The sequence below is a fragment of the Rhodanobacter sp. UC4443_H10 genome, from assembly GCF_052978325.1.
Genome location: NZ_CM129668.1, coordinates 399,387 through 418,650, shown reverse-complemented (window position 1 = coordinate 418,650; position 19,264 = coordinate 399,387). Strand labels below are relative to the sequence as shown.

Annotated in this window: 22 protein-coding genes; 10 read left to right on the top strand and 12 right to left on the bottom strand. The window is 65.6% G+C overall.

Annotation, left to right across the window (positions count from 1 at the left end; all coding sequences use genetic code 11):
* Window positions 1–59: 59 nt before the first annotated feature.
* Both ACVCMB_RS01895 and ACVCMB_RS01890 read left to right on the top strand, forming a co-directional pair.
* Window positions 60–449 carry a hypothetical protein gene (locus ACVCMB_RS01895; RefSeq protein ID WP_447106005.1) on the top strand — a complete coding sequence of 130 codons (390 nt, stop codon included), beginning with the start codon at window positions 60–62 and terminating at the stop codon, window positions 447–449.
* The gene (locus ACVCMB_RS01890) at window positions 450–623 is read left to right on the top strand and encodes a hypothetical protein (RefSeq protein WP_447106004.1); all 174 of its coding nucleotides are present in this window, start codon (window positions 450–452) and stop codon (window positions 621–623) included.
* A 5-nt stretch (window positions 624–628) separates the two neighbouring features.
* Here ACVCMB_RS01890 and ACVCMB_RS01885 read toward each other — a convergent pair whose 3' ends face one another.
* The 3 genes from ACVCMB_RS01885 to ACVCMB_RS01875 form a co-directional block, all read right to left on the bottom strand.
* Window positions 629–1,792, bottom strand: a complete 1,164-nt coding sequence (locus ACVCMB_RS01885) for a lipase family protein (RefSeq protein WP_447106003.1) — start codon at window positions 1,790–1,792, stop codon at window positions 629–631.
* 43 nt (window positions 1,793–1,835) lie between these two features.
* Window positions 1,836–2,237 (bottom strand): DUF6795 domain-containing protein, encoded by a 402-nt coding sequence (locus ACVCMB_RS01880; RefSeq protein WP_395118060.1) that lies wholly within the window; start codon window positions 2,235–2,237, stop codon window positions 1,836–1,838.
* A gap of 211 nt (window positions 2,238–2,448) precedes the next feature.
* Window positions 2,449–2,667 carry a hypothetical protein gene (locus ACVCMB_RS01875; protein WP_395118058.1) on the bottom strand — a complete coding sequence of 73 codons (219 nt, stop codon included), beginning with the start codon at window positions 2,665–2,667 and terminating at the stop codon, window positions 2,449–2,451.
* Window positions 2,668–2,803: 136 nt separating this feature from the next.
* On the opposite strand from ACVCMB_RS01875, the gene ACVCMB_RS01870 reads away from it, so the two are divergent.
* Window positions 2,804–3,160, top strand: a complete 357-nt coding sequence (locus tag ACVCMB_RS01870) for a DUF1428 domain-containing protein (protein ID WP_395118056.1) — start codon at window positions 2,804–2,806, stop codon at window positions 3,158–3,160.
* A gap of 112 nt (window positions 3,161–3,272) precedes the next feature.
* Window positions 3,273–4,118, top strand: a complete 846-nt coding sequence (locus tag ACVCMB_RS01865) for a diguanylate cyclase domain-containing protein (RefSeq protein WP_395118054.1) — start codon at window positions 3,273–3,275, stop codon at window positions 4,116–4,118.
* 113 nt (window positions 4,119–4,231) lie between these two features.
* Here ACVCMB_RS01865 and ACVCMB_RS01860 read toward each other — a convergent pair whose 3' ends face one another.
* The gene (locus ACVCMB_RS01860) at window positions 4,232–5,833 is read right to left on the bottom strand and encodes a tetratricopeptide repeat-containing sulfotransferase family protein (protein ID WP_447106002.1); all 1,602 of its coding nucleotides are present in this window, start codon (window positions 5,831–5,833) and stop codon (window positions 4,232–4,234) included.
* A 204-nt stretch (window positions 5,834–6,037) separates the two neighbouring features.
* On the opposite strand from ACVCMB_RS01860, the gene ACVCMB_RS01855 reads away from it, so the two are divergent.
* Together ACVCMB_RS01855 and ACVCMB_RS01850 are read left to right on the top strand one after the other, a co-directional pair.
* Entirely contained in the window at window positions 6,038–6,517 is a 480-nt protein-coding gene (locus tag ACVCMB_RS01855; RefSeq protein ID WP_395118051.1) for a VOC family protein, read from the top strand.
* A gap of 98 nt (window positions 6,518–6,615) precedes the next feature.
* Complete coding sequence (locus ACVCMB_RS01850) at window positions 6,616–7,272, top strand: glutathione S-transferase family protein (RefSeq protein ID WP_447100494.1); 657 nt, start codon at window positions 6,616–6,618, stop codon at window positions 7,270–7,272.
* Window positions 7,273–7,343: 71 nt separating this feature from the next.
* On the opposite strand, the gene ACVCMB_RS01845 is transcribed toward ACVCMB_RS01850, so the two are convergent.
* The 4 genes from ACVCMB_RS01845 to ACVCMB_RS01830 form a co-directional block, all read right to left on the bottom strand.
* Window positions 7,344–7,484 (bottom strand): hypothetical protein, encoded by a 141-nt coding sequence (locus ACVCMB_RS01845; RefSeq protein WP_447106001.1) that lies wholly within the window; start codon window positions 7,482–7,484, stop codon window positions 7,344–7,346.
* A gap of 83 nt (window positions 7,485–7,567) precedes the next feature.
* Window positions 7,568–7,843, bottom strand: a complete 276-nt coding sequence (locus ACVCMB_RS01840; protein WP_447100495.1) for a hypothetical protein — start codon at window positions 7,841–7,843, stop codon at window positions 7,568–7,570.
* 156 nt (window positions 7,844–7,999) lie between these two features.
* Window positions 8,000–8,230, bottom strand: coding sequence for a helix-turn-helix domain-containing protein (locus ACVCMB_RS01835; RefSeq protein WP_395118045.1), 231 nt, complete (start codon window positions 8,228–8,230; stop codon window positions 8,000–8,002).
* Window positions 8,230–8,736 carry a DUF2975 domain-containing protein gene (locus ACVCMB_RS01830; RefSeq protein ID WP_395118043.1) on the bottom strand — a complete coding sequence of 169 codons (507 nt, stop codon included), beginning with the start codon at window positions 8,734–8,736 and terminating at the stop codon, window positions 8,230–8,232. Before ACVCMB_RS01830 ends, ACVCMB_RS01835 begins: the two co-directional genes overlap by 1 nt.
* A gap of 279 nt (window positions 8,737–9,015) precedes the next feature.
* Between ACVCMB_RS01830 and ACVCMB_RS01825 the strand changes: the two genes are divergently transcribed.
* A complete protein-coding gene (locus tag ACVCMB_RS01825) occupies window positions 9,016–9,444 on the top strand; it encodes a GFA family protein (protein ID WP_447099083.1) in 429 nt (142 codons plus the stop codon).
* 315 nt (window positions 9,445–9,759) lie between these two features.
* Window positions 9,760–11,322 (top strand): ankyrin repeat domain-containing protein, encoded by a 1,563-nt coding sequence (locus ACVCMB_RS01820; RefSeq protein ID WP_447106000.1) that lies wholly within the window; start codon window positions 9,760–9,762, stop codon window positions 11,320–11,322.
* Window positions 11,323–11,429: 107 nt separating this feature from the next.
* Here ACVCMB_RS01820 and ACVCMB_RS01815 read toward each other — a convergent pair whose 3' ends face one another.
* The gene (locus ACVCMB_RS01815; protein WP_447105999.1) at window positions 11,430–12,224 is read right to left on the bottom strand and encodes a hypothetical protein; all 795 of its coding nucleotides are present in this window, start codon (window positions 12,222–12,224) and stop codon (window positions 11,430–11,432) included.
* 515 nt (window positions 12,225–12,739) lie between these two features.
* Here ACVCMB_RS01815 and ACVCMB_RS01810 point away from each other — a divergent pair.
* On the top strand, window positions 12,740–13,909 hold the full coding sequence (locus tag ACVCMB_RS01810) for a cytochrome-c peroxidase (RefSeq protein WP_447105998.1): 1,170 nt from the start codon (window positions 12,740–12,742) through the stop codon (window positions 13,907–13,909).
* Between the two features lie 147 nt (window positions 13,910–14,056).
* On the opposite strand, the gene ACVCMB_RS01805 is transcribed toward ACVCMB_RS01810, so the two are convergent.
* Both ACVCMB_RS01805 and ACVCMB_RS01800 read right to left on the bottom strand, forming a co-directional pair.
* Window positions 14,057–15,286, bottom strand: a complete 1,230-nt coding sequence (locus ACVCMB_RS01805; RefSeq protein ID WP_395118704.1) for an ISL3 family transposase — start codon at window positions 15,284–15,286, stop codon at window positions 14,057–14,059.
* 35 nt (window positions 15,287–15,321) lie between these two features.
* Entirely contained in the window at window positions 15,322–16,152 is an 831-nt protein-coding gene (locus tag ACVCMB_RS01800; protein ID WP_447105997.1) for a hypothetical protein, read from the bottom strand.
* Between the two features lie 104 nt (window positions 16,153–16,256).
* On the opposite strand from ACVCMB_RS01800, the gene ACVCMB_RS01795 reads away from it, so the two are divergent.
* Complete coding sequence (locus ACVCMB_RS01795) at window positions 16,257–17,270, top strand: IS30 family transposase (RefSeq protein WP_447105661.1); 1,014 nt, start codon at window positions 16,257–16,259, stop codon at window positions 17,268–17,270.
* A 287-nt stretch (window positions 17,271–17,557) separates the two neighbouring features.
* Here the strand turns inward: ACVCMB_RS01795 and hutU are convergent, their stop codons facing one another.
* On the bottom strand, window positions 17,558–19,228 hold the full coding sequence (gene hutU / locus ACVCMB_RS01790; protein ID WP_447105996.1) for a urocanate hydratase: 1,671 nt from the start codon (window positions 19,226–19,228) through the stop codon (window positions 17,558–17,560).
* Window positions 19,229–19,264: the final 36 nt, after the last annotated feature.

The window sequence follows — 19,264 nt, the reverse complement described above, 5'->3', positions numbered from 1 at the left end:
CGAGCCGAGCTGCTCGGGCAAAGTGCGTTTGCGCAAATCCACACCGGCCCGGATCGAACATGGATGCTTTCAGCTACCTGTCCGTTTTGCTCTCGATCATCGTGGGCCTGGCGATCACCCAGGTGTTGCAGGGTCTGCGCGGCCTGATGCTGGCGCGCTCCAGCGCGACGATGTACTGGCCTTCGCTGGCGTGGGCCATCTTGCTGCTGGTACTCGACGTGCAAGTCTGGTGGGCCATGTACGACCTGCGCCTGCGCCAGGACTGGAGTTTCCTCGGCTTCTCCGTGCTGCTGGCGCAAACCGTGCCGTTGTACCTGCTGGCCGGGCTGGTCCTGCCGGACATCACTGCGGGTGAACCGGTCGACCTGCGCCGGCATTACTACGCCAACCACCGCTGGTTCTATACCTTGCTGGTGCTTTTGCTGGTGATCAGCCTCGGCAAGAGCTGAATGCTCCACGGCGCCCTGCCCCGGACGCTGGATGCAGGCTTCCAGCTGATTTTCATTGCCGGCTCCCTGCTGGGCGCGTGGACCTCGCGCGAGTGGCTGCACAAGGCGCTGGTGGTCTTCAGTGCCACGCTGGTGGGCGCCTATATCGCGATGCTGTTCGCCCACCTCCGCTGACCGCTTCAGCGCAGCAGCACGTCCACTGCCTGCCGGGCCATCGTGGACACCACGCGAAACAGCATGCCCAGCACGTACTCCACAAAGGCCACGGTGATGTTGACCGTGGCTGCCACGGCGCGGCCCATGAAACGCATGATCGCGGTGATGAGGTTGCGGATCATCGCCGCCAGTCGCAGCGACTGCAGCGCGCCGGAGTAGAGCAGCCGCGCCAGCGTGTCCAGGATGGTGGCGCCACCCAGCACCGCCAGGCCCGCGCCGTGGCCCAGCGCGGAGAGTATCCAGTCCAGCGCGCGGAGGATCCAGCGCAGCGCGGTCGCCGACAGCATCATGCCTGGTCCGCCGACCGCGGCGGCCATGCCCAGCCAGGCTTCGGCCTGCTCGAAGCTGTCCGGCCCTTCCTGCAGCACCGGCAGCGCCCGCCAGGCGGCGTCGCCGACCGAGCGGCGATATTGCGGCATCAAGTGCGCCTCGATGGACACCAGCTTGCCCGGGCCCTTCATGCGGTAGGCAGTGTCGCGCCAGGGCACGTGGCTGTACGGGTAGACCGGCACCATCGGCACCAGGTCGGTGTCGTGGTACACGCGGTGGATCGCATCGGCGCCCAGGCGCCGGGTGAGGTATTGCGCATGCGGCTCCAACCCGGCGCGGGGCGCGCCGAAGGTGTACAGCTGCAGCTTGCAGCCGAGGTCGCCGAGGCTGTCGGCCACCAGCGTGGCGATCGCGCCACCGAGGCTGTGGCCCACCACGTGGATCGTGGATACCTCGGCCGGCGAACCGATCGCCTGGCGGATCTGCGGCAGCAAGGTCTGCGCCGCCGCCCAGAAACCGGCGTGCACGATGTATCCGCTGGGGCCGGTGACGCCGGCCATGCGCAGGTTGCTGAGCCAGTCGTAGGCGCTGGTCTTGAAGGTGCCGCGGATCGAGACCAGGCGCTCGCGTTCGCGCGCGTTCCTGCCGCGCGCCACGTAGCCGAAGCCGGTGCGCTGGCTGATCGGCGAGCTGCCCAGGCCGGTCGAACCGGTCAGCCGCGTGCCGCCCAGCAGGTCGAACGACTCGCGCGCCGTCGGCGCGGCGGTCGCCGCATCCACCATGTCGGTGGACAGGCGCAACGCGTACGCACTGTCCGCAATCTCGGCGGCCTGCGCCGGTGAAAGGTCATTCGACATCCCCATCCCTCCCCGCTTGCTTCCAGTCAACTGAGCTTCCGGCTCAGATCGCCTTGCAGATACCGTAGTGCGTGCCCTCGAAATCGGGCGCGCGGGTCAGCTCGCATTCCAGGTTGAGCGGCTTGCCGTCGAGCTCCGCATTCGGCTCGTAGGAATTCCGGGTGTGCCGCCAGGCGGTGTAGTCGCGGCCTTCGTGGCGAATGGTGATCTTCTGCAGCACCACCGGCTGGTGCGGCACCGCGCGCAGCACGCCGGGGCGATGCTCCACCACCGGAAAGTGGAAGCGGCCTTGCGCATCGCTGAGCGTGTGTGCGGGCGGCACGTCGTTCTTGTTGTCCGACCACACCACTTCCTGCACCAGCTCGGCGCCCTGCACCGGCTTGCCGCCGCTCAGCACCGTGCCATGCACCTCGGAAAACAGCACCAGCGGACTGGACAACCCCATGGCGCACCCCTCGGACAGAATGAAAGCCAACAAGAACAGTGCCGCCACGGCCAGCGTGCCGGGCCGCGACAAGAATCGCCGCCGCATCCCCTTCCCAGGTTCTACCGCCCGCATCAGCATGCCCTGTCCCCCTCGAACGCCAACCGTACCGGCAAACCGCCCGCAAAAAAAGTGCAGGGTTCGACATCCCGGCATCGAGCCGTCTCGTGCGCTACGCCCACGGCTCGGACTCGCCCAGCAGCTGGCGCAACCGGGCATCGTCCATCGTGGCCAGCTCGTCCTCGGCCACGCGCAGGTTCTCCGCCGGCAGGGCGAGTTGACGGATCTCGCCGGCGCCGGCGCGCGAGAACACCAGCCGCACGTTGCCATACGAGGCGTCCAGCAGCGCGGCCTGCCAGTGCCCGTCGTGGAGATCGTCGAAACTGCGCATGCTCGTGCTGCCCGGTCGCAAGTGGTCCGCCGATTGTATCGGCCCGCTTCGCCGCAGGCGTCGATTCCGCGCCCGCTCGTTCGTCGCACGATGGCAGACCGGCCATCCCGGCCGTGTCCTCCGCAGGAGTCCGCTCATGTCCTACATCGACGGTTTCGTGATCGCCGTACCCGAGGCCAATCGCGCGCAGTTCATCGCCCACGCCCGCACCTATGACGCGATCTTCCTTGAGGTCGGCGCCCTCCGCGTCGTGGAGTGCTGGGGTGACGACGTGCCTGACGGCAAGCTCACCGATTTCCGTCGCGCGGTGCAGGCGAAGCCGGACGAAGCGGTGGCGTTCTCCTGGATCGAGTGGCCCGACAAGCCCACCCGCGACGCCGGCATGGAGAAGATCATGAAGGACCCGCGCATGGAGGCAGCCGCCAACTGCCCGTTCGACGGCAAGCGGATGATCTTCGGCGGCTTCGTGCCGGTGGTCAGCCTGCCAGGCTGAGTGCCGCCGAACCCGCGCCTTCCGCTCCCGGCGGTTCGACGGGTAGCCTCGGCCTGCCCGGTTGGCCATACTGCAAGCCAACCGGTAATGCCCGAAGACCGCACGCCACTCCATGATTGCCAAGCTTCCCCCGCTCGCCGAAGTGCTGGACCTGATGCCCGATGCGGTCTGCGTGGTCGATGCGGAGGGACGCCTGCTTTACGTCAACGCGAGCTTCGAACGGATACTCGGCTACGCACCAGCCGAGGTGCTCGGCCGGCGCATTTTCGAACTGGTGCATCCGGAAGACCGCGAGGCCACCTTGCGGCAAGCCGGACAGGTCATGGCCGGCGAACTGCAACGCCACTTCCGCAACCGCTACATCCACCGCGACGGCCACAGCGTGGACATCCAGTGGTCGGCACGCTGGCTGCCGGAGTACGGCGTGCGCATCGGCGTGGCCCACGAAGTCACCGAGCTGCGCCGCAACGAGCGCGAACTGGAACATCGCGCCACCCACGACCTGCTGACCGGCCTGCCCAACCGTCACCGCCTGCACGTCGAACTGCAGTACGCCATCGCCAACGCGGCGGAAACCGGCTCTGGCCTGGCCGTGCTCTACCTCGACCTCGACGGATTCAAGGCAGTCAACGACCGCGCCGGCCACGCAACCGGCGATCGCGTGCTGCGCGAAGTGGGTCAGCGGCTGCAACAGGGCCTGCGCCAGGGCGACCTGGTGGCGCGCGTCGGCGGCGACGAGTTCGTGGCGCTGCTGCCGGGTTGCCGCGACAGCCGGGCCGCCCGCACCATCGCCGACGACCTGCGCGCCCGCCTCGGCTTGCCCTGCACCCTGCCCGACGGCCCGTTCCGCCCCGACGCCAGCATCGGCATCGCCTGCTACCCCCGCGACGGCACCGACGCCGAGGCGCTGCTGGCGCACGCCGACCGCGCGATGTACATCTCCAAGCGCCGCCAGTAGCACGTGGCGGAAAGCCGGGCTGCGTCGCAAAAGCGCAGGCCGCGAAGCGCCGCACGAGGCCCTCGAAACACCGCCCCGTCTTCGCGACGCGATACGCGCCGCGCCACAGCAGCTCACGCCATGTCGAGCACCGCCCCGCGCAACACGTCCAGGTGCGACGCGTAAGGGCGCCAGCGGCCGCTGCCCCGGCCGTGGATCGGCTCGCGAACCTGGGCGGCGCTGGGCGTGGCCACCGGCGCCGCGTTCCGCTCCGGGTGGAGGCAGGCTTCCTCCATCGCGAGGCCACAATGGTCGAGAACCTTGCGCAAGGCGACGCCCGGCTCGCGGACGAGATCCGCATAGGCCACTTCGATCATGGAATCGGGCATCGTGGTTTGCCAATGCCGCGCCAGGCGGCGGTACTGGCCGTAGTAATGAACCATGGCACGCTGGTCGTAGCTGTACGCCGCCCGGTTCCCGAACATCATGCTCAGGTTCGAGAAGCACACCTCCAGCGGATCGCGCACCACGTGCACGATGCGCGCATGCGGCAACGCGCGGCGGATGTGGGCGACCATGCGTATGTTGGTCGGCAGTTTGTCGATGAAGTAGCGAGACCCCGGTGCCCGCCAGCGCGTCTGCGCGAGATAGCGCGCACCGAGATCGACCAGGTTCAGCTCCGCACCGCGCTCGATCGCGGCCAGCGTGCCTGCCGCGCCATGCGGGACCACCCCGGCGACCCGGCGCAACTGTTGCGGGAAATCCATGATCTCGCCGGCCGAGGCCACCTGCGAATGACTGGACAGCATGCGGTCGAGCAGCGTCGTTCCGGAGCGCGGCATGCCGACGATGAAGATCGGCTGCGGCCCTTCTTCCTGCTGCGCGCCCGGCGCCGCCGACCTTCCCAGCGAACCGGCAACCCGGATCAAGGCGTCCACCACCGCGGTCTCGCCCTGCGCATCGTACGGCCTGACCCGGTGCATCAGCGCATTGCATCGCTGCAGCGCTGGCCATGCCTCATCGTATCGTCCCAGGTCGTCCAGTTCCTTGAACACGGCCGCCTCGAACGCGGCGCGATTGGCCAGTTGCGCGGGAGCTCCGGCGTCGGCCGGGAGCCGCTGCAGCTGCAGGCGCAGAAAATCGAGGTGGTGGGTTTGCGCCGTCTGCGTACGCAGGTTGGCCCGCGCCAGCGCCGCATCGCCGAAGGCAGGCCAGCGATCCAGGCAGGCATCCAGGAGGCGGCCCGCTTCGTCGGTTTCGCCGGCGAACTGCCGCAGCATGGCCTGGAGATGGAGTTCGCGCGGCGCGTCGGCACCTGCGGCGACCGCGCGATCGATCATCCGTCGCGCAGCGGGGATGTCCCGCATGCCCCAGCGCAAATGGGCCTGTTCGGCCAGCAGCGTGGCCGGCAGATCCGCGGCCCGCTCCAGCCGATCCAGGCAGGATCGCGCCGCGACGACCTCGCCGGCAGCGGAAAGCCCGCGCGCCAACTGGATGTCCAGCGACGGCTGCGGATCGTCGGATTGCGCGACATCAAGCATCAAGATCGCGGCGTCGCCCAGGCGACCACAGCGCAGCAGCACCGCCGCAAGATCCATCTGCACGAACGGGTTGGCGGGGACCTGCCGAAGCAGCGATTCCAGCGCCTCCCGCGCCGCGTCGAACTGCTGCTCGGCAAACCATTGCCGTGCCCGGCGACCGAGCGGAAACGCCACCGTCTCCAGATGACTGTTCATGACACAACGTCCGGATGCAAAACGATCGACCTCGCACTCGTCGGGCCGCAACCGGCCGCAGTCCGCGCAGTTTGCCACGGCACATCGACGCACATGGCCTGATGTCGCCAGCCGCGCATGGCGGAATAGCGGGATGTCGATCTGCCCGCCACTCGTTCGTCGCAGATCATGCAAGCCACGCCGCCAACAACCCGGAGAACACGCATGACCAGCAAGAACTCGATCTGCCTGTGGTACGACGGCGCTGCCCTGGAGGCCGCCACGTTCTACGCCAAGACCTTCCCCGACACCACCGTCGGCGCCATTCATCGGGCGCCAGGCGACTATCCCTCCGGCAAGGAAGGCGACGTGCTGACGGTCGAGTTCACGGTCATGGGCATCCCGTGCCTGGGCCTGAACGGTGGCCCGACCTTCCGGCACAACGAGTCGTTCTCGTTCCAGGTGGCGACCGACGACCAGGCTGAAACCGACCGCCTGTGGAACGCGATCATCGACAACGGCGGCCAGCCCAGCGCCTGCGGCTGGTGCAAGGACAAGTGGGGCCTGTCGTGGCAAATCACCCCGCGCGCACTGATGGCGGCGATCAGCGACCCCGACCCCGCCGTCGCCCGGCGCGCGTTCAACGCGATGATGGACATGACCAAGATCGACATCGCCGCGATCGAGGCGGCCCGGCGCGGCTGATGCGTTTCAACCGCCGGCGCTGGCCCCCACCGCCTGCGCAGCGAACCGAGCGCTGCCGCCACCCGACATGACATCGCGTATCCACCCGGAGTCTCGCCGTGATCCCCACCATCACCGCTTTTGAAAGCTCGCCGGATCGCGGCCAGGGCCTCGCGCGCGACATGCGCGTGCGCTGGGCACTCGAGGAAGTGGGCCAAGCCTGCCAGGTCCGCCTCGTCTCGTTCGGCACGATGAAGCAGCCTGCCCACCTGGCGCTGCATCCGTTCGGGCAGATCCCCACCTACGAGGAAGGCGAGCTGACATTGTTCGAGTCGGGCGCGATCGTGCTCCACCTCGCGCAACACCACGCCGGTCTGTTGCCCGACGACGCGAATGCCCGGGCGCGCGCCATCATGTGGATGTTCGCCGCACTCAACACGGTGGAGCCGCCGATCCTCGATCTGCAGACCGCCAGGTTCCTGGAAGGCGACAAGCCATGGGCCGCAGAACGGCTGCCGCTCATCAAGAACCGCATCCGCAACCGGCTGGGCCAGCTCGCCGTCCGGCTGGGCGATGCCGACTGGCTCGACGGCGCGTTCAGCGCCGGCGACCTCATGATGGTCCACACGCTGCTGCGCCTGAAGCCATCCGGCATGCTCGCCGAATATCCGCACCTCGCCGCCTATGTCGCCCGCGGTGAAGCGCGGCCCGCGTACAAGCGCGCGTTCGCCGCGCAGCTGGCGGTGTTCACCGGCAAGCACGCCGCCGACGGTTGAGGCGCCTCGGCGCCCGGCGCCTTCGGCGGAACAGGATCTCCGGGAAGGCTGCAGATCATGCGGCCGACGCTTCAGCTCATCCGTGCCAGGCAGCCATCCAACTGCCGTCCCCGCCGGGTGAGCTTGCCGTCGAAACTCAACGTGCACAGCTTCCAGCCGGCTTCCCGCAAGGCGTTCAGGCCGCGACCGGTGGTGAAGGTTCCAGACGGCACTCCGGAGGCACGCAGCTCCTAATTGTTGCTGTGGTAATACCCCTCCGGTACGCAAGCACCGGACCGGGGCGCGAAACTGGTCCTCAGCCTGCCGCGCCCTCCGGTGGCGGCTGCAGTTTCTGCTGCAATGCCTCCAGATCCGCAATCACCGCCTCCAGTGCATCATGGAGTTGGCCCTGGCGGTTCATCAGATCGTCTATCTTGTCGGTCTGCTTCAGCTTCGACAATTCACCGTCGAACAACAGCCAGATCGCCGTCAGGTGCTCCACATTGTTCCTGGCGTAGTGGCGCATCTCCTTGAGCTGCGCCAGCGTGTCAGTCACGTGATCGAGTTGCTTGCCGGCATTTTCATCGGCCATGACATGCTCCCGGGAGTAGTCCGGCCATGCTACGAACACCACCTCCACGACAACGTGAAGCTGCCGTACCGCTTTCGTTCAATCCTGGTCCCGGCAACCTGGCCATTCGTCGTGACCTTTCCTGCAGTACGAACGCACATTGCCCGTGTCGCTTCTTCAGCGCACCGACGTCCCGGCGGCGTCGTCGGGCTCCCAACGCAGCAGATCGCCCGGCTGGCATTCCAGCACCTCGCACAACGCAGCCAGGGTGGTGAAACGCACGGCCTTGGCACGGCCGTTCTTGAGCACCGCCAGGTTGGCGGGCGTGATGCCGATGTGCTCGGCCAGCGTGCCGACGGCCATCTTGCGGCGGGCCAGCATGACATCGATGTCCACCAGGATGGCCATCAGATCACCTCGTCCAGTTCGGACTTGAGCTGCCTGGCCTGCGAATCCAGCGCGACCGCCTGCGCCAGCAACATCCGCAGCACCAGCACGATCAGCGCCACGCCGGCGATCACCAGCGATGCGCCGCAGACCATGGCGATCAGGCCCGGGGCGATTTCGTCGCCGGGCGTGATGCGGTTGGCGTGCGCGGCCACCACCGCCATGCCGAACGTGAGCGCCGAGGCTGCCGCGATGGCTCCGATCACGATGTCGACGTAGCGGAAGGCCGCGGACGAGAACACCGTGCCGCGCCGGACCATGGTCAGCAACCGCCAGATGCAGACCGCAGTCACCTGCATCGTCAACACGCCGAGGATGACGATCACCACCAGCGGAATGCGCACGTCCGCGCGCGCCGATTCCAGGTCATGCCACAACAACGGTGCGATCACGCCCTGCACCACCAGGGAACCCGCCAGCGCGATCGCAATCACGGCGCGCAGCGCCAGCACCGCAAAATCCCCCATCGCTGCTCTCCACGTATCGTTTAGTGACCGCAATATATCGCAAAACGATATATTAGCAATGAAAAACGATATGATCGTCCTGCCCTCCCAAAACCTCCGCCGTCGCATCAGTCGGCGCACGCTCCGGTGAGGACAACGCCACCTCGCCACCGAAGAGAGCCGCAGCGGGCGAGCGGGGGGAGCCGACCCGATTGCCTCGCCCCTCCCGGAGCCGCGTCAGCCGTATGATTCGCCCGATCAGGGCAAGGGGAAACACCACCGACACGCTGGAGAAACGACATGACAGACAAGCACACGGGTAGCTGTTTCTGCGGTGCCGTGGAGATCGAGGTCTCCGGCGCGCCCGAAGCAATGGGGTACTGCCACTGCCGCTCCTGCCGCTCCTGGTCGGCCGGACCGGTGAATGCATTCACGTTGTGGAAACCCGCCAGCGTCAGGGTAACCAAGGGGTCGGAATTCGTCGGGCATTTCCAGAAGACGGAAACCAGCGACCGCCAGTTCTGCAAGCAATGCGGCGGGCACCTGATGACCGACCATCCGACGCTGGGACTGACCGACGTCTACGCCGCCACCATCCCGGATCTCGACTTCGTACCCGCCGTCCACGTGAACTATGCCGAGACCGTGCTGCGGATGAAGGACGGCTTGCCCAAGCTGAGAGACTTCCCGGCCGAGCTTGGCGGATCGGGGCAAGCCCTGCCCGAGTGACGTCCAGGCGGATAGCCCATGGACGGGCAGTGGTCCTGACGCACGTGCAACGAAACAGCGGGGCTTGCCGTGGCGGACGACAATCGAACTTGATCAGCCTCGACCCCTGTTTGATTCCCGCATCGAACCGGGTGCCACACCCACGCTACCTGGCGATTGGCCCCGCTTCCCTCCTGGTCTATGCTCACGCCCCGGCGTCGCAAGCCGCCTCCGGGTCCGCGGGAAGGGTTCAACCCACTTGTCCATCGCTGGCCACCATCGACCTTTATGCAGCCGGGATTGCGGACCTTCGGCATTCATTGCATGGAGGTTGTCATGAAGAACCTGCCCGCCCGTCCGCATCTGGACCATCTGAAGAAACAGGCCAAGCGGCTGCTCGAGGACGTCCGCCACGGCGATCCCGACGCGCTCGAACGCGTTCGCCTTGCCCTGCCCGGCGCCGCCCGGCTCGATCACGCCGCCATCGCCGCCATGGAACTGCGCCTGCACGACGCGCAGTCCTGCATCGCACGCGAGTACGGTTTCGGCTCGTGGTCGCAGTTGAAGGATTACGTCGCGCTGCAGGCCGCCTCGGTCGACATGCACGCGCGCAAACGCCAGTGGATGCACTGGGTCTTCGGCCACGGCTACCAGACGGCCAAACCCGCACTGGCCGAGCGACTGCTGCGCGAACATGCGGACCTGCTGGTCGGCGCGCCCGCGCTTGCCTGTGCCATCGGCGACGTCGCCACGGTGCAGGCCGCCCTCGCAGCCGATCCCGCCTGGGCCACGACGGCGCGCGCCGACAACGGCATGCCGCCGCTCGCCTGCGCCACCTTTTCCGGGCTGATCGCCCTGCCCGCCTGCGCGCCGGGCATTCGTGCCTGCGCGGACCTGCTGCTCGATGCCGGCGCGGACCCGGATGCGCGATGGACCGATCCGGAGCTGCCGCACGATTCGCTCAGCGTCCTGTACGGCGCCGCCGGTCGCAACCACGACATCGCACTCACGCGGCGACTGCTGCAAGCCGGCGCCAACCCCAACGACAACGAATCGCTCTACCACGCCACCGAGATCGCCGACAGCACGATTGTCCGCCTGCTGCTCGAGGCCGGTGCCCGCGTGACCGGCTGCAACGCGCTGTTCCGCGCGCTCGACCACGAGTATCCCGACACGGTGCGCCTGCTGCTCGCCCACGGCGGCGACCCGAACGAACCCGGCCCGGACGGCAGCCCCTTGCTGCACGCGATCCGCCGCCGTCGCTCGCCCGCGACCATCGGCCTGCTGCTCGACGCCGGCGCCGATCCTTCGGCAAGCAACGGGCACGGCATCTCCGCCTATCGCCTGGCGTGCAGCCTTGCCCTCGTCGAAGTGGCCCGGCAACTGGTGCAAGCCGGCGCAGTGCCCGACGACCGCCCGCATGACGCCTTCCTCGGCGCGTGCGCGCGAGGCGATCGCGCCAACGTGCAGGCGATGCTGGCCGACGACCCGGGCCTCATCGGCAAACTGCCGTCGGCCGCCTTGCGCCTGCTGCCGGAAATGGCCGCCGGCAACGAGGAGGAAGCAGTGCGCGTGATGGTTGAGGCAGGCTGGCCGATCACGACGCGCGGCGGCGACATCGACGGCAGCGCGCTCAACTGGGCGGTATTCCGCGGCAACGCATCGCTCGCACGCTTCCTGCTCGCCCATGGCGCGTGCTACGACGAGCGCCACGGTTTCAAGGACAACGTCTACGGCACGCTCAGCTTCGCGTCCCTGGCCGAGACCACCCCCGGCGGCGACTGGCTGGCCTGCGCGGAAGCGCTGATCGACGCCGGCTCGCCCATACCGGAGGAGCGCTACGCGTTTCCGGAAAAGATCGCCGCGTATTTCGACGGTTTGCGCTCGGGTACGGACTGAGCGCAGCGGCGCACCATGAAATAAGGGGTCGGCGTGCCGAAAGCGCACGCCGACCCCTTATTTTGCTCTGTCACGCCCGGAGCGGCCGCCGGCCGCTTCAAACGCAATCACATCGATGGCGTGGAGGCCGCCGCGGCCGTAGTCGCGCCGGCGGGCTGCGTGTTCGCTGACGGGTATTGCCCGACCTGCAGGGCGAATCGGGTTTGACCGGACGGCGTCGCCGACGGGTCGAGATACACCTGGATCACGTAATTTGTCGCCGTCGCCACCGACTCGGTCCAGGTGTTCGCTCCGGTCGTGCTCGTGTCGACCAGCGCCTTGTCGTGGGTCTGGTCGGTGACCTTGAAATACAGCCGAGGGTTGTCCGAAATGAGGTTGATCTTCACCGTCATGCCCGCCGCGATGGCCACGGTGAAGTTGTGCGCGGTGGCGCCGGGCGACAACACCACAGCCTGTTGCGCCCACGGCTTGCCGGCTTCGAATGTCACCGCGCTCGTGGGCACCTGCATGTCTTCGGCCCCGTACTGCCCGACCTGCAACGCGTACTTGGCGGTGTCGCCGGATGGTATCGCGGCGGGATCGATGTAGACATGGATCGCATACGTGGCAGCCGGCGCGTTCGGCAAGGTCCAGGTGGACTCACCGGTCTTGCGCGAATCCAGCAGCAGCTTGTCGTTGGTCCGGTCCTCCACCCTGAAACGCACGTTGGGATTGCGGGTGAGGAGATTGAGCTGCAACGTCTTGCCCGCCGCGATCGCCACCGTGTAATCGAGCGAGCTGTCGGAATGCGTGAGGTTGCCGATTTCCTGCGCCCAGACACTGTTGGCCGCGAAGGTCACCGTTACCGGATCGCCCGCGAAAGCCGGCAACGACACACAGGCAGCAGCCAGGCCGAAGCTCACGCCCAGGGCGCGGCAGAAAAGACGGAAACGTGACATGAGTGGGGACCCCTGGTGGATTGAAGTTGGTTTGCAGGCGATCGACGATTCCACGCCTTGCGGCACCGCAGCCGCGAAGACGCTGCCTTCCCGTGTGCAGGCCGTGCCTCACCCCTGAGTCAGCGCCGTGTGCGGACCATACGCTGGTCTCACGAGGCTTGCCAGCCGGCACAACCCGACTGGCCGTTTTTCGCTCTGCGGCCAGGAGCCCGCCATGTTCAGTTCCCGGACGGGTCCATCCGCAATCTCGACCGACGCACGAATTCAATTGGACACGTCCCCTTTGTTCCCGCATGCCCTTGTTGCGGACAGGACGGAGCGATGGTCGCGGGCCGGACGCCTGCCTTCGTTTCGAAATCGCTTTTGTTGATCTCGGTCAACAGCCATCGGTGCCGATGAACCGAGCATGCGGGTGTTGCCAGCGCGATCCGGCATCGACAGGCATAGCCGGCGACTCCGCTTGGGCCAGGACGACAGGCATGGCGACGACCCCGGCGACGTCCACCATGTCGTCTGTTCCGCGCCGCGTTCGCGCATCGCCAGGGTTTCCTGGATTCGCCACGGACATTGACGATTTCGATTGCCACCCAACTGCGGAGAGTCAGCTCATGTCGCCGATCAAGCTGGTTTCACTGATGGTTCTCGCCTCCCTGGCGACAGGTCAGGCATGGTCGCAAACGGCATTGATGAAGCAGGCCCAGGGTCTGTTCAAACCGATACCCGCCAACGCGCCGCCGTTGCCGGGCAATGCGGCGACCCCGGCCAGGGTGGAGCTCGGCAAGATGCTTTACTTCGAGCCCCGGCTGTCCGAAAGCCATGCCATCAACTGCAACTCATGCCACATGGTCGGCATGGGCGGGGTCGACCTGCAGGAGACTTCGCTGGGTCATCGCTGGCAGCATGGCGGTCGCAATGCGCCGACCGTCTACAACGCGGTGTTCGACGTTGCCCAATTCTGGGATGGGCGCGCCAAGGACCTTGAACAGCAGGCTGGCGGTCCGCTGGTCAACCCGGTCGAGATGGACACCACCGAGTCACACGTCGTCGAACAGCTCAAGGGGATTCCCGGCTACGCCGCCGTGTTCGCCAAGGCCTATCCGGCCGTGCCCGATCCGATCACGTTCGACAACGTGCGCAAGGCCATCGCCTTGTTCGAGGCCACCCTGATCACGCCGAACGCGCCGTTCGATCGCTACCTCAAGGGCAACGAGAAGGCGCTCGACGCGAATCAGAAGGAAGGCCTGGCGCTGTTCATCAACAAGGGCTGTGCGGCATGCCACAACGGCATCAACGTGGGCGGGGGCATGTACGCCCCGTTCGGCGTGGTCGAGCGGCCCGGCGCCGACATTCTCCCGCCGGGGGACAAGGGCCGCTTCGCGGTGACCAAGACGGCCAGCGACGAATACGTGTTCCGGGTGCCCTCGCTGCGCAACATCGCGCTGACCGCGCCCTATTTCCATACGGGCAAGGTGTGGGATCTTCGCCAGGCCGTCGCGATCATGGGCAGCAGCCAGCTCGGCGCAAAGCTGAGCGACGAGGAGGTCGGCAAGATCGAGGTTTTCCTCGGGGCCCTGACCGGCGACCAGCCGAAGGTCACGCTGCCAATCCTGCCACCCAGCGTGGCAACCACCCCGCGGCCCAAGCCGTGACCCGCACGAATGAGGCTGTCCAGGCAAGCATGCAGGGACGTCCAGAAAAAAGGGCGCGTGGCCAATTCAGCCAAGCAGGCGACTGGCCCTGCCAGACGACGACCGAATTCAATTAGCCACGCCCCTTCTTTTTCGGTCCTTCCGGCTTTAGCGTGGGTAAACATCGAGGCCGCCGCAGAAGAAGTAGGCGGCGGTCTTGAAGTGTTCGGGGTTGCGGTAACCGCAGGCCCGGCGCTTGATGGCCATGAGCTTGCTGTTGATGCCTTCGGCGACGGCGTTGGTGATGCGTAGGCGACAGTAGGTGACTATGTTGTCCAGACGCCGCTTGAGCATGTGGGCAACTTGCCGGATGGGCTCCAGGCGGCTGTGCGTGGCCCAGTGGAACCAGTGTTTGAAGTAACGGCGTGCCCATGCCTCACGCCGGTAGGACCACAGGTGGCGCAAGGCCTCCTTGATCGCCCAGGCACGAGCCACCTTGAGGTTCTGCCCCATCAGGTCACGCAGTTGATGCCGTCGCTGCTGGGGCAGGTTTTCCCGGCTGTAGAGCCACAGGTATTTGGTTCGCGCCAAGGTGTTGTCCCCGGTCGCGCGCAGGGCCCGATGCTCTGCCTTGCGTACCGCATCCACGGCTTGCCCCATGTGCTGCATGATGTGGAAGCGATCGAAGACGATCTTGTCGGTGGCCGCGGGGACATGCGACACGGTGGCCTGGAAATAGGGATCCCACATGTCCATGGCCACCGCCTGGATGTGCTCACACTGCTCCGGCGTCAGGGTCTCGTAGAACTCTGCCAGCGATCCACGCGTGCGCTCATCTGCCATGTACTCGATGGTGGAACGATCCACGTCACTGACAATGGTCGTGTACGAATGGCCTTTGCGGAACGCCTTTTCATCCACGCCGATCCGACGCAGCGACAGCGGCCCCTTGCGCGACTGACCACGGCGCACCGCTCGCTCCATGACGCCGAACACCTCGTCCCAGGACAGATGCAGCAGCCGGCAGGTGCCACTGACCGTGGCGCACTGCTGCAGCACGTCGATGATCCAGCGCTCCATCAGCAACGTGAAGCGAGAGCGTGGCTCGGCCCAAGGCACCGCGACCTGCACCACGCCGTGATCCGGGCAGCGAACACGAGGCACCCGTGCCTTGAGGATCGTCTGCAGCTGGCAGGTATCCAAGTGGCGCCAAGCGCGCGCCGGCGCATGGTCATGGACCGGCAGTTCCTGGTCGCACTTGGGGCAACGCCAGCGACATCCCTCCGGATGATCCACCTCTACCTCAACCCGATTCCCTGGTAGATCCAGATGAACATCCGCTACTCGCCAGGGTGCTGATAGACCAAGGATCTGCCGGTATAGCTCTACATCGCGCATTGGACGGGCTCCGCTCACCGCTCCCGCCCATCCTCCTATCCCCAGCTACCCACGGGAATCCCGGAAGGACCATTTCTTACAGGCGTTCCAGATGCACGACTGCCGAATGTTCTCGCCTCTTCGCGAAGTGGAAATAATAGGTCGTCCGTAACTTGCTGCTCATACTTACTTTCGACGAAATCGACTGGACTGTGACTCTTTCCCGCAAATCGAAGCGCCTCCGCCAAGAGATGCGGGCTAGAGAAGTCAATCTGAGCAATAACTATTGTCCCTTCGATTGGGACGGCTTCATTTCTAATGGCGAGACCAGATGCCGGCGCATATAACAGCTTGGCGTGACCCGAGTCGATCTGAAACCTTCCTCCGCTATGGCTACATATTTGGTAGCTACCAAATAATCCATTTCCCTGACCGATAGATTTATCCCTAGTAACCCCTTCTCGAATGGCGAAGTCCAGCGCTTCGGTATCTGAATATATATCCGATCTTCCGCCACGAAGAGATGAAGGTATTCCCACACCTGCATCCGCGACTATGTATTCGACACGCTTTTGGTTACGGGAAAATGTCGATACCTGCACTAGGCCGCCAATTGGAGACTCCGAATGGACAATTACATTGTCAGTGACTTCGTTTATCGACCACTCTAGAGCGGCGAAATCTGATCGCTCAAGATCCGGAATCGCACCAAGGATCGCATTTACTATCCTATTGACAGCACGGCTCTGCTCATCTGGGTCTTTAAACTGAGTTGCCGCGACCTGCGTATGCCCCCTGAACGACGACTCCGGATATGAGCGCGGTTCAATGAAGTGTGCCCAATTTGCGTTTTTGAACAATCTTGCCAGACGTGGGTCCTCAGGCATGACTAGCTCAAAATCTATTCTCGACTCTCGCAGCCTGAGAACTTGGGAAGGCCGACTCAAACTCCACGTGCAACACCATGCCGCATCTGACATAGGCTGTTGCGATGAGAACGTACAACGAATTGACCCTGAACGAGCGAGTGGAGATCCAGCAGCGCCTGGCGTCGGGCGACAGCTTGCGAGCCATGGGAAGATCGCTGGGGCGCGCACCAAGCACGATCAGTCGCGAGTGCCGTCGAGCGAGCGCTTCCCCGGATAGCTACCAGGCGCAGGCGGCACAACATCACCGCGAGCAGTGCCGGGCCAAGCCACGGGTACCACGGAAACTGGGTGACCCCGCCCTGTGGGAGACGGTACAAGCGCTGCTGCGGGCGCGCTGGTCGCCGGAGCAGATCGCCGGGATACTGGCGCGAGGGTTTCCTGATACAGCGAGCTACCGGGTGTCCCACGAAACGATCTACACCGCGGTGTACCTGGTGCCTCGCGGCGAACTGCGCAAGGAACTGATCGGATGCTTGCGGCAAGGCCGCAGCACACGCAAGCCACGCACGCGCGGCACCGACCGGCGCGGCCAGATCCCGGACATGCAGAGCATCCACGTCCGCCCGCCAGAGGTTGCCGATCGCCTGATCCCGGGTCACTGGGAGGGCGATCTCATCAAGGGCGCAGGCAACCGTTCCTCGGTGGGCACGCTGGTCGAGCGCACCAGCGGCTTCGTGGTGCTGGCCAAGATGAGCAGCGCCAGCGCGGCCGACGCGCTGGAGAGCTTCGGCAAGGCCTTGAAGGGCATCCCCGAAGCGCTGCGCAAGACGCTGACGTACGACCAGGGCAAGGAGATGAGTTATCACGCGGCACTGACCTTGCGCACCGGCGTGCAGGTGTACTTCGCCGACCCGCACAGCCCGTGGCAGCGCGGCAGCAACGAAAACACCAACGGTCTGTTGCGGCAGTACCTGCCCAAGGGCACGGACCTGTCCGTCTACAGCCAGGCCGAGCTGGACCAGATCGCCCTGAGCCTCAACACGCGGCCGCGAAAGCGCCATCAATTCCGCACCCCGCTGGAGGTTTACAACGACCACCTCAGACTGGCTGAGGCAGAAGCAGGAACGATTCACTGATCATGTTGCACGTGGACCTTGAAACCGCCGAACATAAGGCCAGCATTGGCGCTGCAAATGCGGCTGTACACTTTGAAAAATCGAAAATCAGGTCCTGATAGCCAGCGTTTAATGCCTGGTGAATTGCCGCAAGTGGTCGGTGTAGATCAGCTCCTCCAAATTCGCCACCGAAATTAATTCGATTTCCGTCCCGAGCCACTGGCATATTACTTCCCCCAATTCGACCAAAAGCACGCGAGTGACTGAAACAAGTCGATCAGACTCTACTTCGTCACCGGTTCATCCCCTCACACCATCGGCAGCTTCAACCCCTGCTCTTTGGCGCACTCCGCCGCAATCTCATACCCCGCATCCGCATGCCGCATCACCCCAGTCCCCGGATCGTTCCACAACACCCGCGCAATCCGCTTGTCCGCCTCAACCGTCCCATCGCACACAATCACCACCCCCGAATGCTGCGAATACCCCATCCCCACCCCGCCGCCATGATGCAGCGACACCCACGTCGCGCCACCAGCCACATTCAACATCGCGTTGAGCAACGGCCAGTCGGACACGGCATCGCTGCCGTCCTTCATCGCTTCGGTCTCGCGGTTCGGTGAGGCGACAGAACCCGAATCCAGGTGATCGCGCCCAATCACCACCGGCGCCTTCAGCTCCCCATTGCGCACCATCTCGTTGAACGCCAGCCCCAGCTTGTCGCGCAAACCCAGCCCCACCCAGCAAATGCGTGCCGGCAAGCCCTGGAAGCTGATGCGCTCTTTCGCCATGTCGAGCCAGTTGTGCAGGTGGGCGTCGTCGGGAATCAGCTCCTTCACTTTCTGGTCGGTCTTGTAGATGTCTTCCGGATCGCCGGAAAGCGCCACCCAGCGGAACGGCCCGATGCCGCGGCAGAACAGCGGGCGCACGTAGGCGGGTACGAAGCCCGGAAACGCGAACGCGTTTTCGCAGCCGACGTCCTTGGCCATCTGGCGGATGTTGTTGCCGTAGTCGAAGGTGGGGACGCCCTGCGCGTGGAACGCGAGCATCGCCTCCACGTGGGTTTTCATCGACAGCTTGGCGGCGCGCGCGGTGCCGACCGGGTCGGCCTTGCGGCGCTCGAACCACTGCTCCAGCGTCCAGCCCTGCGGCAGGTAGCCGTTGACCGGGTCGTGCGCGCTGGTCTGGTCGGTGACGGCGTCGGGACGCACGCCCCGCTTGACCAGTTCCGGCAGGATGTCGGCGGCATTGCCGAGCAGCGCGACGGATTTCGCCTCGCCGGCTTTCGTGTACTTCTCGATGCGCGCCAGCGCGTCGTCGAGGCTGCTGGCCTGCTCGTCGACGTAGCGGGTCTTCAGGCGGAAGTCGATGCGGCTCTGCTGGCATTCGATGTTGAGGCTGCACATGCCGGCCAGCGAGGCGGCCAGCGGCTGCGCCGCGCCCATGCCGCCGAGGCCGGCGGTGAGCAGCCACTTGCCCTTGAGGTTGCCGCCGTGATGCTGGCGGCCCATCTCGACGAAGGTTTCGTAGGTGCCCTGGATGATGCCCTGCGAGCCGATGTAGATCCAGCTGCCGGCGGTCATCTGGCCGTACATCATCAGGCCTTTTTTATCGAGCTCGTTGAAGTGCTCCCAGGTGGCCCAGTGCGGCACCAGGTTGGAGTTGGCGATCAGCACGCGCGGCGCATCGACGTGCGTGCGGAACACGCCGACCGGCTTGCCGGACTGCACCAGCAGGGTCTCGTCGTCGTTCAACTCGCGCAGGCTGCGCAAGATCGCGTCGAAGCACTCCCAGTTGCGCGCGGCGCGGCCGATGCCGCCGTATACCACCAGCTCCGCCGGGTTCTCCGCCACCTCGGGATCGAGGTTGTTCTGGATCATGCGGAACGGCGCCTCGCTGAGCCAGCTCTTGCAGGAAAGCTCGCTGCCGCGGGGCGCGCGGATGGTGCGGGTGGTGTCGATGCGGGTGGGTGCGTTCATGGCGATGCGCTCCGGTGAGTCAGACCGCCGAGTATA

Excerpts from the sequence above, each read along its gene's own strand:
- ACVCMB_RS01895 (WP_447106005.1), top strand. The coding sequence starts at position 60 with ATGGATGCTTTCAGCTACCTGTCCGTTTTGCTCTCGATCATCGTGGGC.
- ACVCMB_RS01890 (WP_447106004.1), top strand. The coding sequence starts at position 450 with ATGCTCCACGGCGCCCTGCCCCGGACGCTGGATGCAGGCTTCCAGCTG.
- ACVCMB_RS01885 (WP_447106003.1), bottom strand. The coding sequence starts at position 1,792 with ATGTCGAATGACCTTTCACCGGCGCAGGCCGCCGAGATTGCGGACAGT.
- ACVCMB_RS01880 (WP_395118060.1), bottom strand. The coding sequence starts at position 2,237 with ATGGGGTTGTCCAGTCCGCTGGTGCTGTTTTCCGAGGTGCATGGCACG.
- ACVCMB_RS01875 (WP_395118058.1), bottom strand. The coding sequence starts at position 2,667 with ATGCGCAGTTTCGACGATCTCCACGACGGGCACTGGCAGGCCGCGCTG.
- ACVCMB_RS01870 (WP_395118056.1), top strand. The coding sequence starts at position 2,804 with ATGTCCTACATCGACGGTTTCGTGATCGCCGTACCCGAGGCCAATCGC.
- ACVCMB_RS01865 (WP_395118054.1), top strand. The coding sequence starts at position 3,273 with ATGATTGCCAAGCTTCCCCCGCTCGCCGAAGTGCTGGACCTGATGCCC.
- ACVCMB_RS01860 (WP_447106002.1), bottom strand. The coding sequence starts at position 5,833 with ATGAACAGTCATCTGGAGACGGTGGCGTTTCCGCTCGGTCGCCGGGCA.
- ACVCMB_RS01855 (WP_395118051.1), top strand. The coding sequence starts at position 6,038 with ATGACCAGCAAGAACTCGATCTGCCTGTGGTACGACGGCGCTGCCCTG.
- ACVCMB_RS01840 (WP_447100495.1), bottom strand. The coding sequence starts at position 7,843 with ATGGCCGATGAAAATGCCGGCAAGCAACTCGATCACGTGACTGACACG.
- ACVCMB_RS01835 (WP_395118045.1), bottom strand. The coding sequence starts at position 8,230 with ATGGCCATCCTGGTGGACATCGATGTCATGCTGGCCCGCCGCAAGATG.
- ACVCMB_RS01830 (WP_395118043.1), bottom strand. The coding sequence starts at position 8,736 with ATGGGGGATTTTGCGGTGCTGGCGCTGCGCGCCGTGATTGCGATCGCG.
- ACVCMB_RS01825 (WP_447099083.1), top strand. The coding sequence starts at position 9,016 with ATGACAGACAAGCACACGGGTAGCTGTTTCTGCGGTGCCGTGGAGATC.
- ACVCMB_RS01820 (WP_447106000.1), top strand. The coding sequence starts at position 9,760 with ATGAAGAACCTGCCCGCCCGTCCGCATCTGGACCATCTGAAGAAACAG.
- ACVCMB_RS01810 (WP_447105998.1), top strand. The coding sequence starts at position 12,740 with ATGGCGACGACCCCGGCGACGTCCACCATGTCGTCTGTTCCGCGCCGC.
- ACVCMB_RS01805 (WP_395118704.1), bottom strand. The coding sequence starts at position 15,286 with ATGCGCGATGTAGAGCTATACCGGCAGATCCTTGGTCTATCAGCACCC.
- ACVCMB_RS01800 (WP_447105997.1), bottom strand. The coding sequence starts at position 16,152 with ATGCCTGAGGACCCACGTCTGGCAAGATTGTTCAAAAACGCAAATTGG.
- ACVCMB_RS01795 (WP_447105661.1), top strand. The coding sequence starts at position 16,257 with ATGAGAACGTACAACGAATTGACCCTGAACGAGCGAGTGGAGATCCAG.
- hutU (WP_447105996.1), bottom strand. The coding sequence starts at position 19,228 with ATGAACGCACCCACCCGCATCGACACCACCCGCACCATCCGCGCGCCC.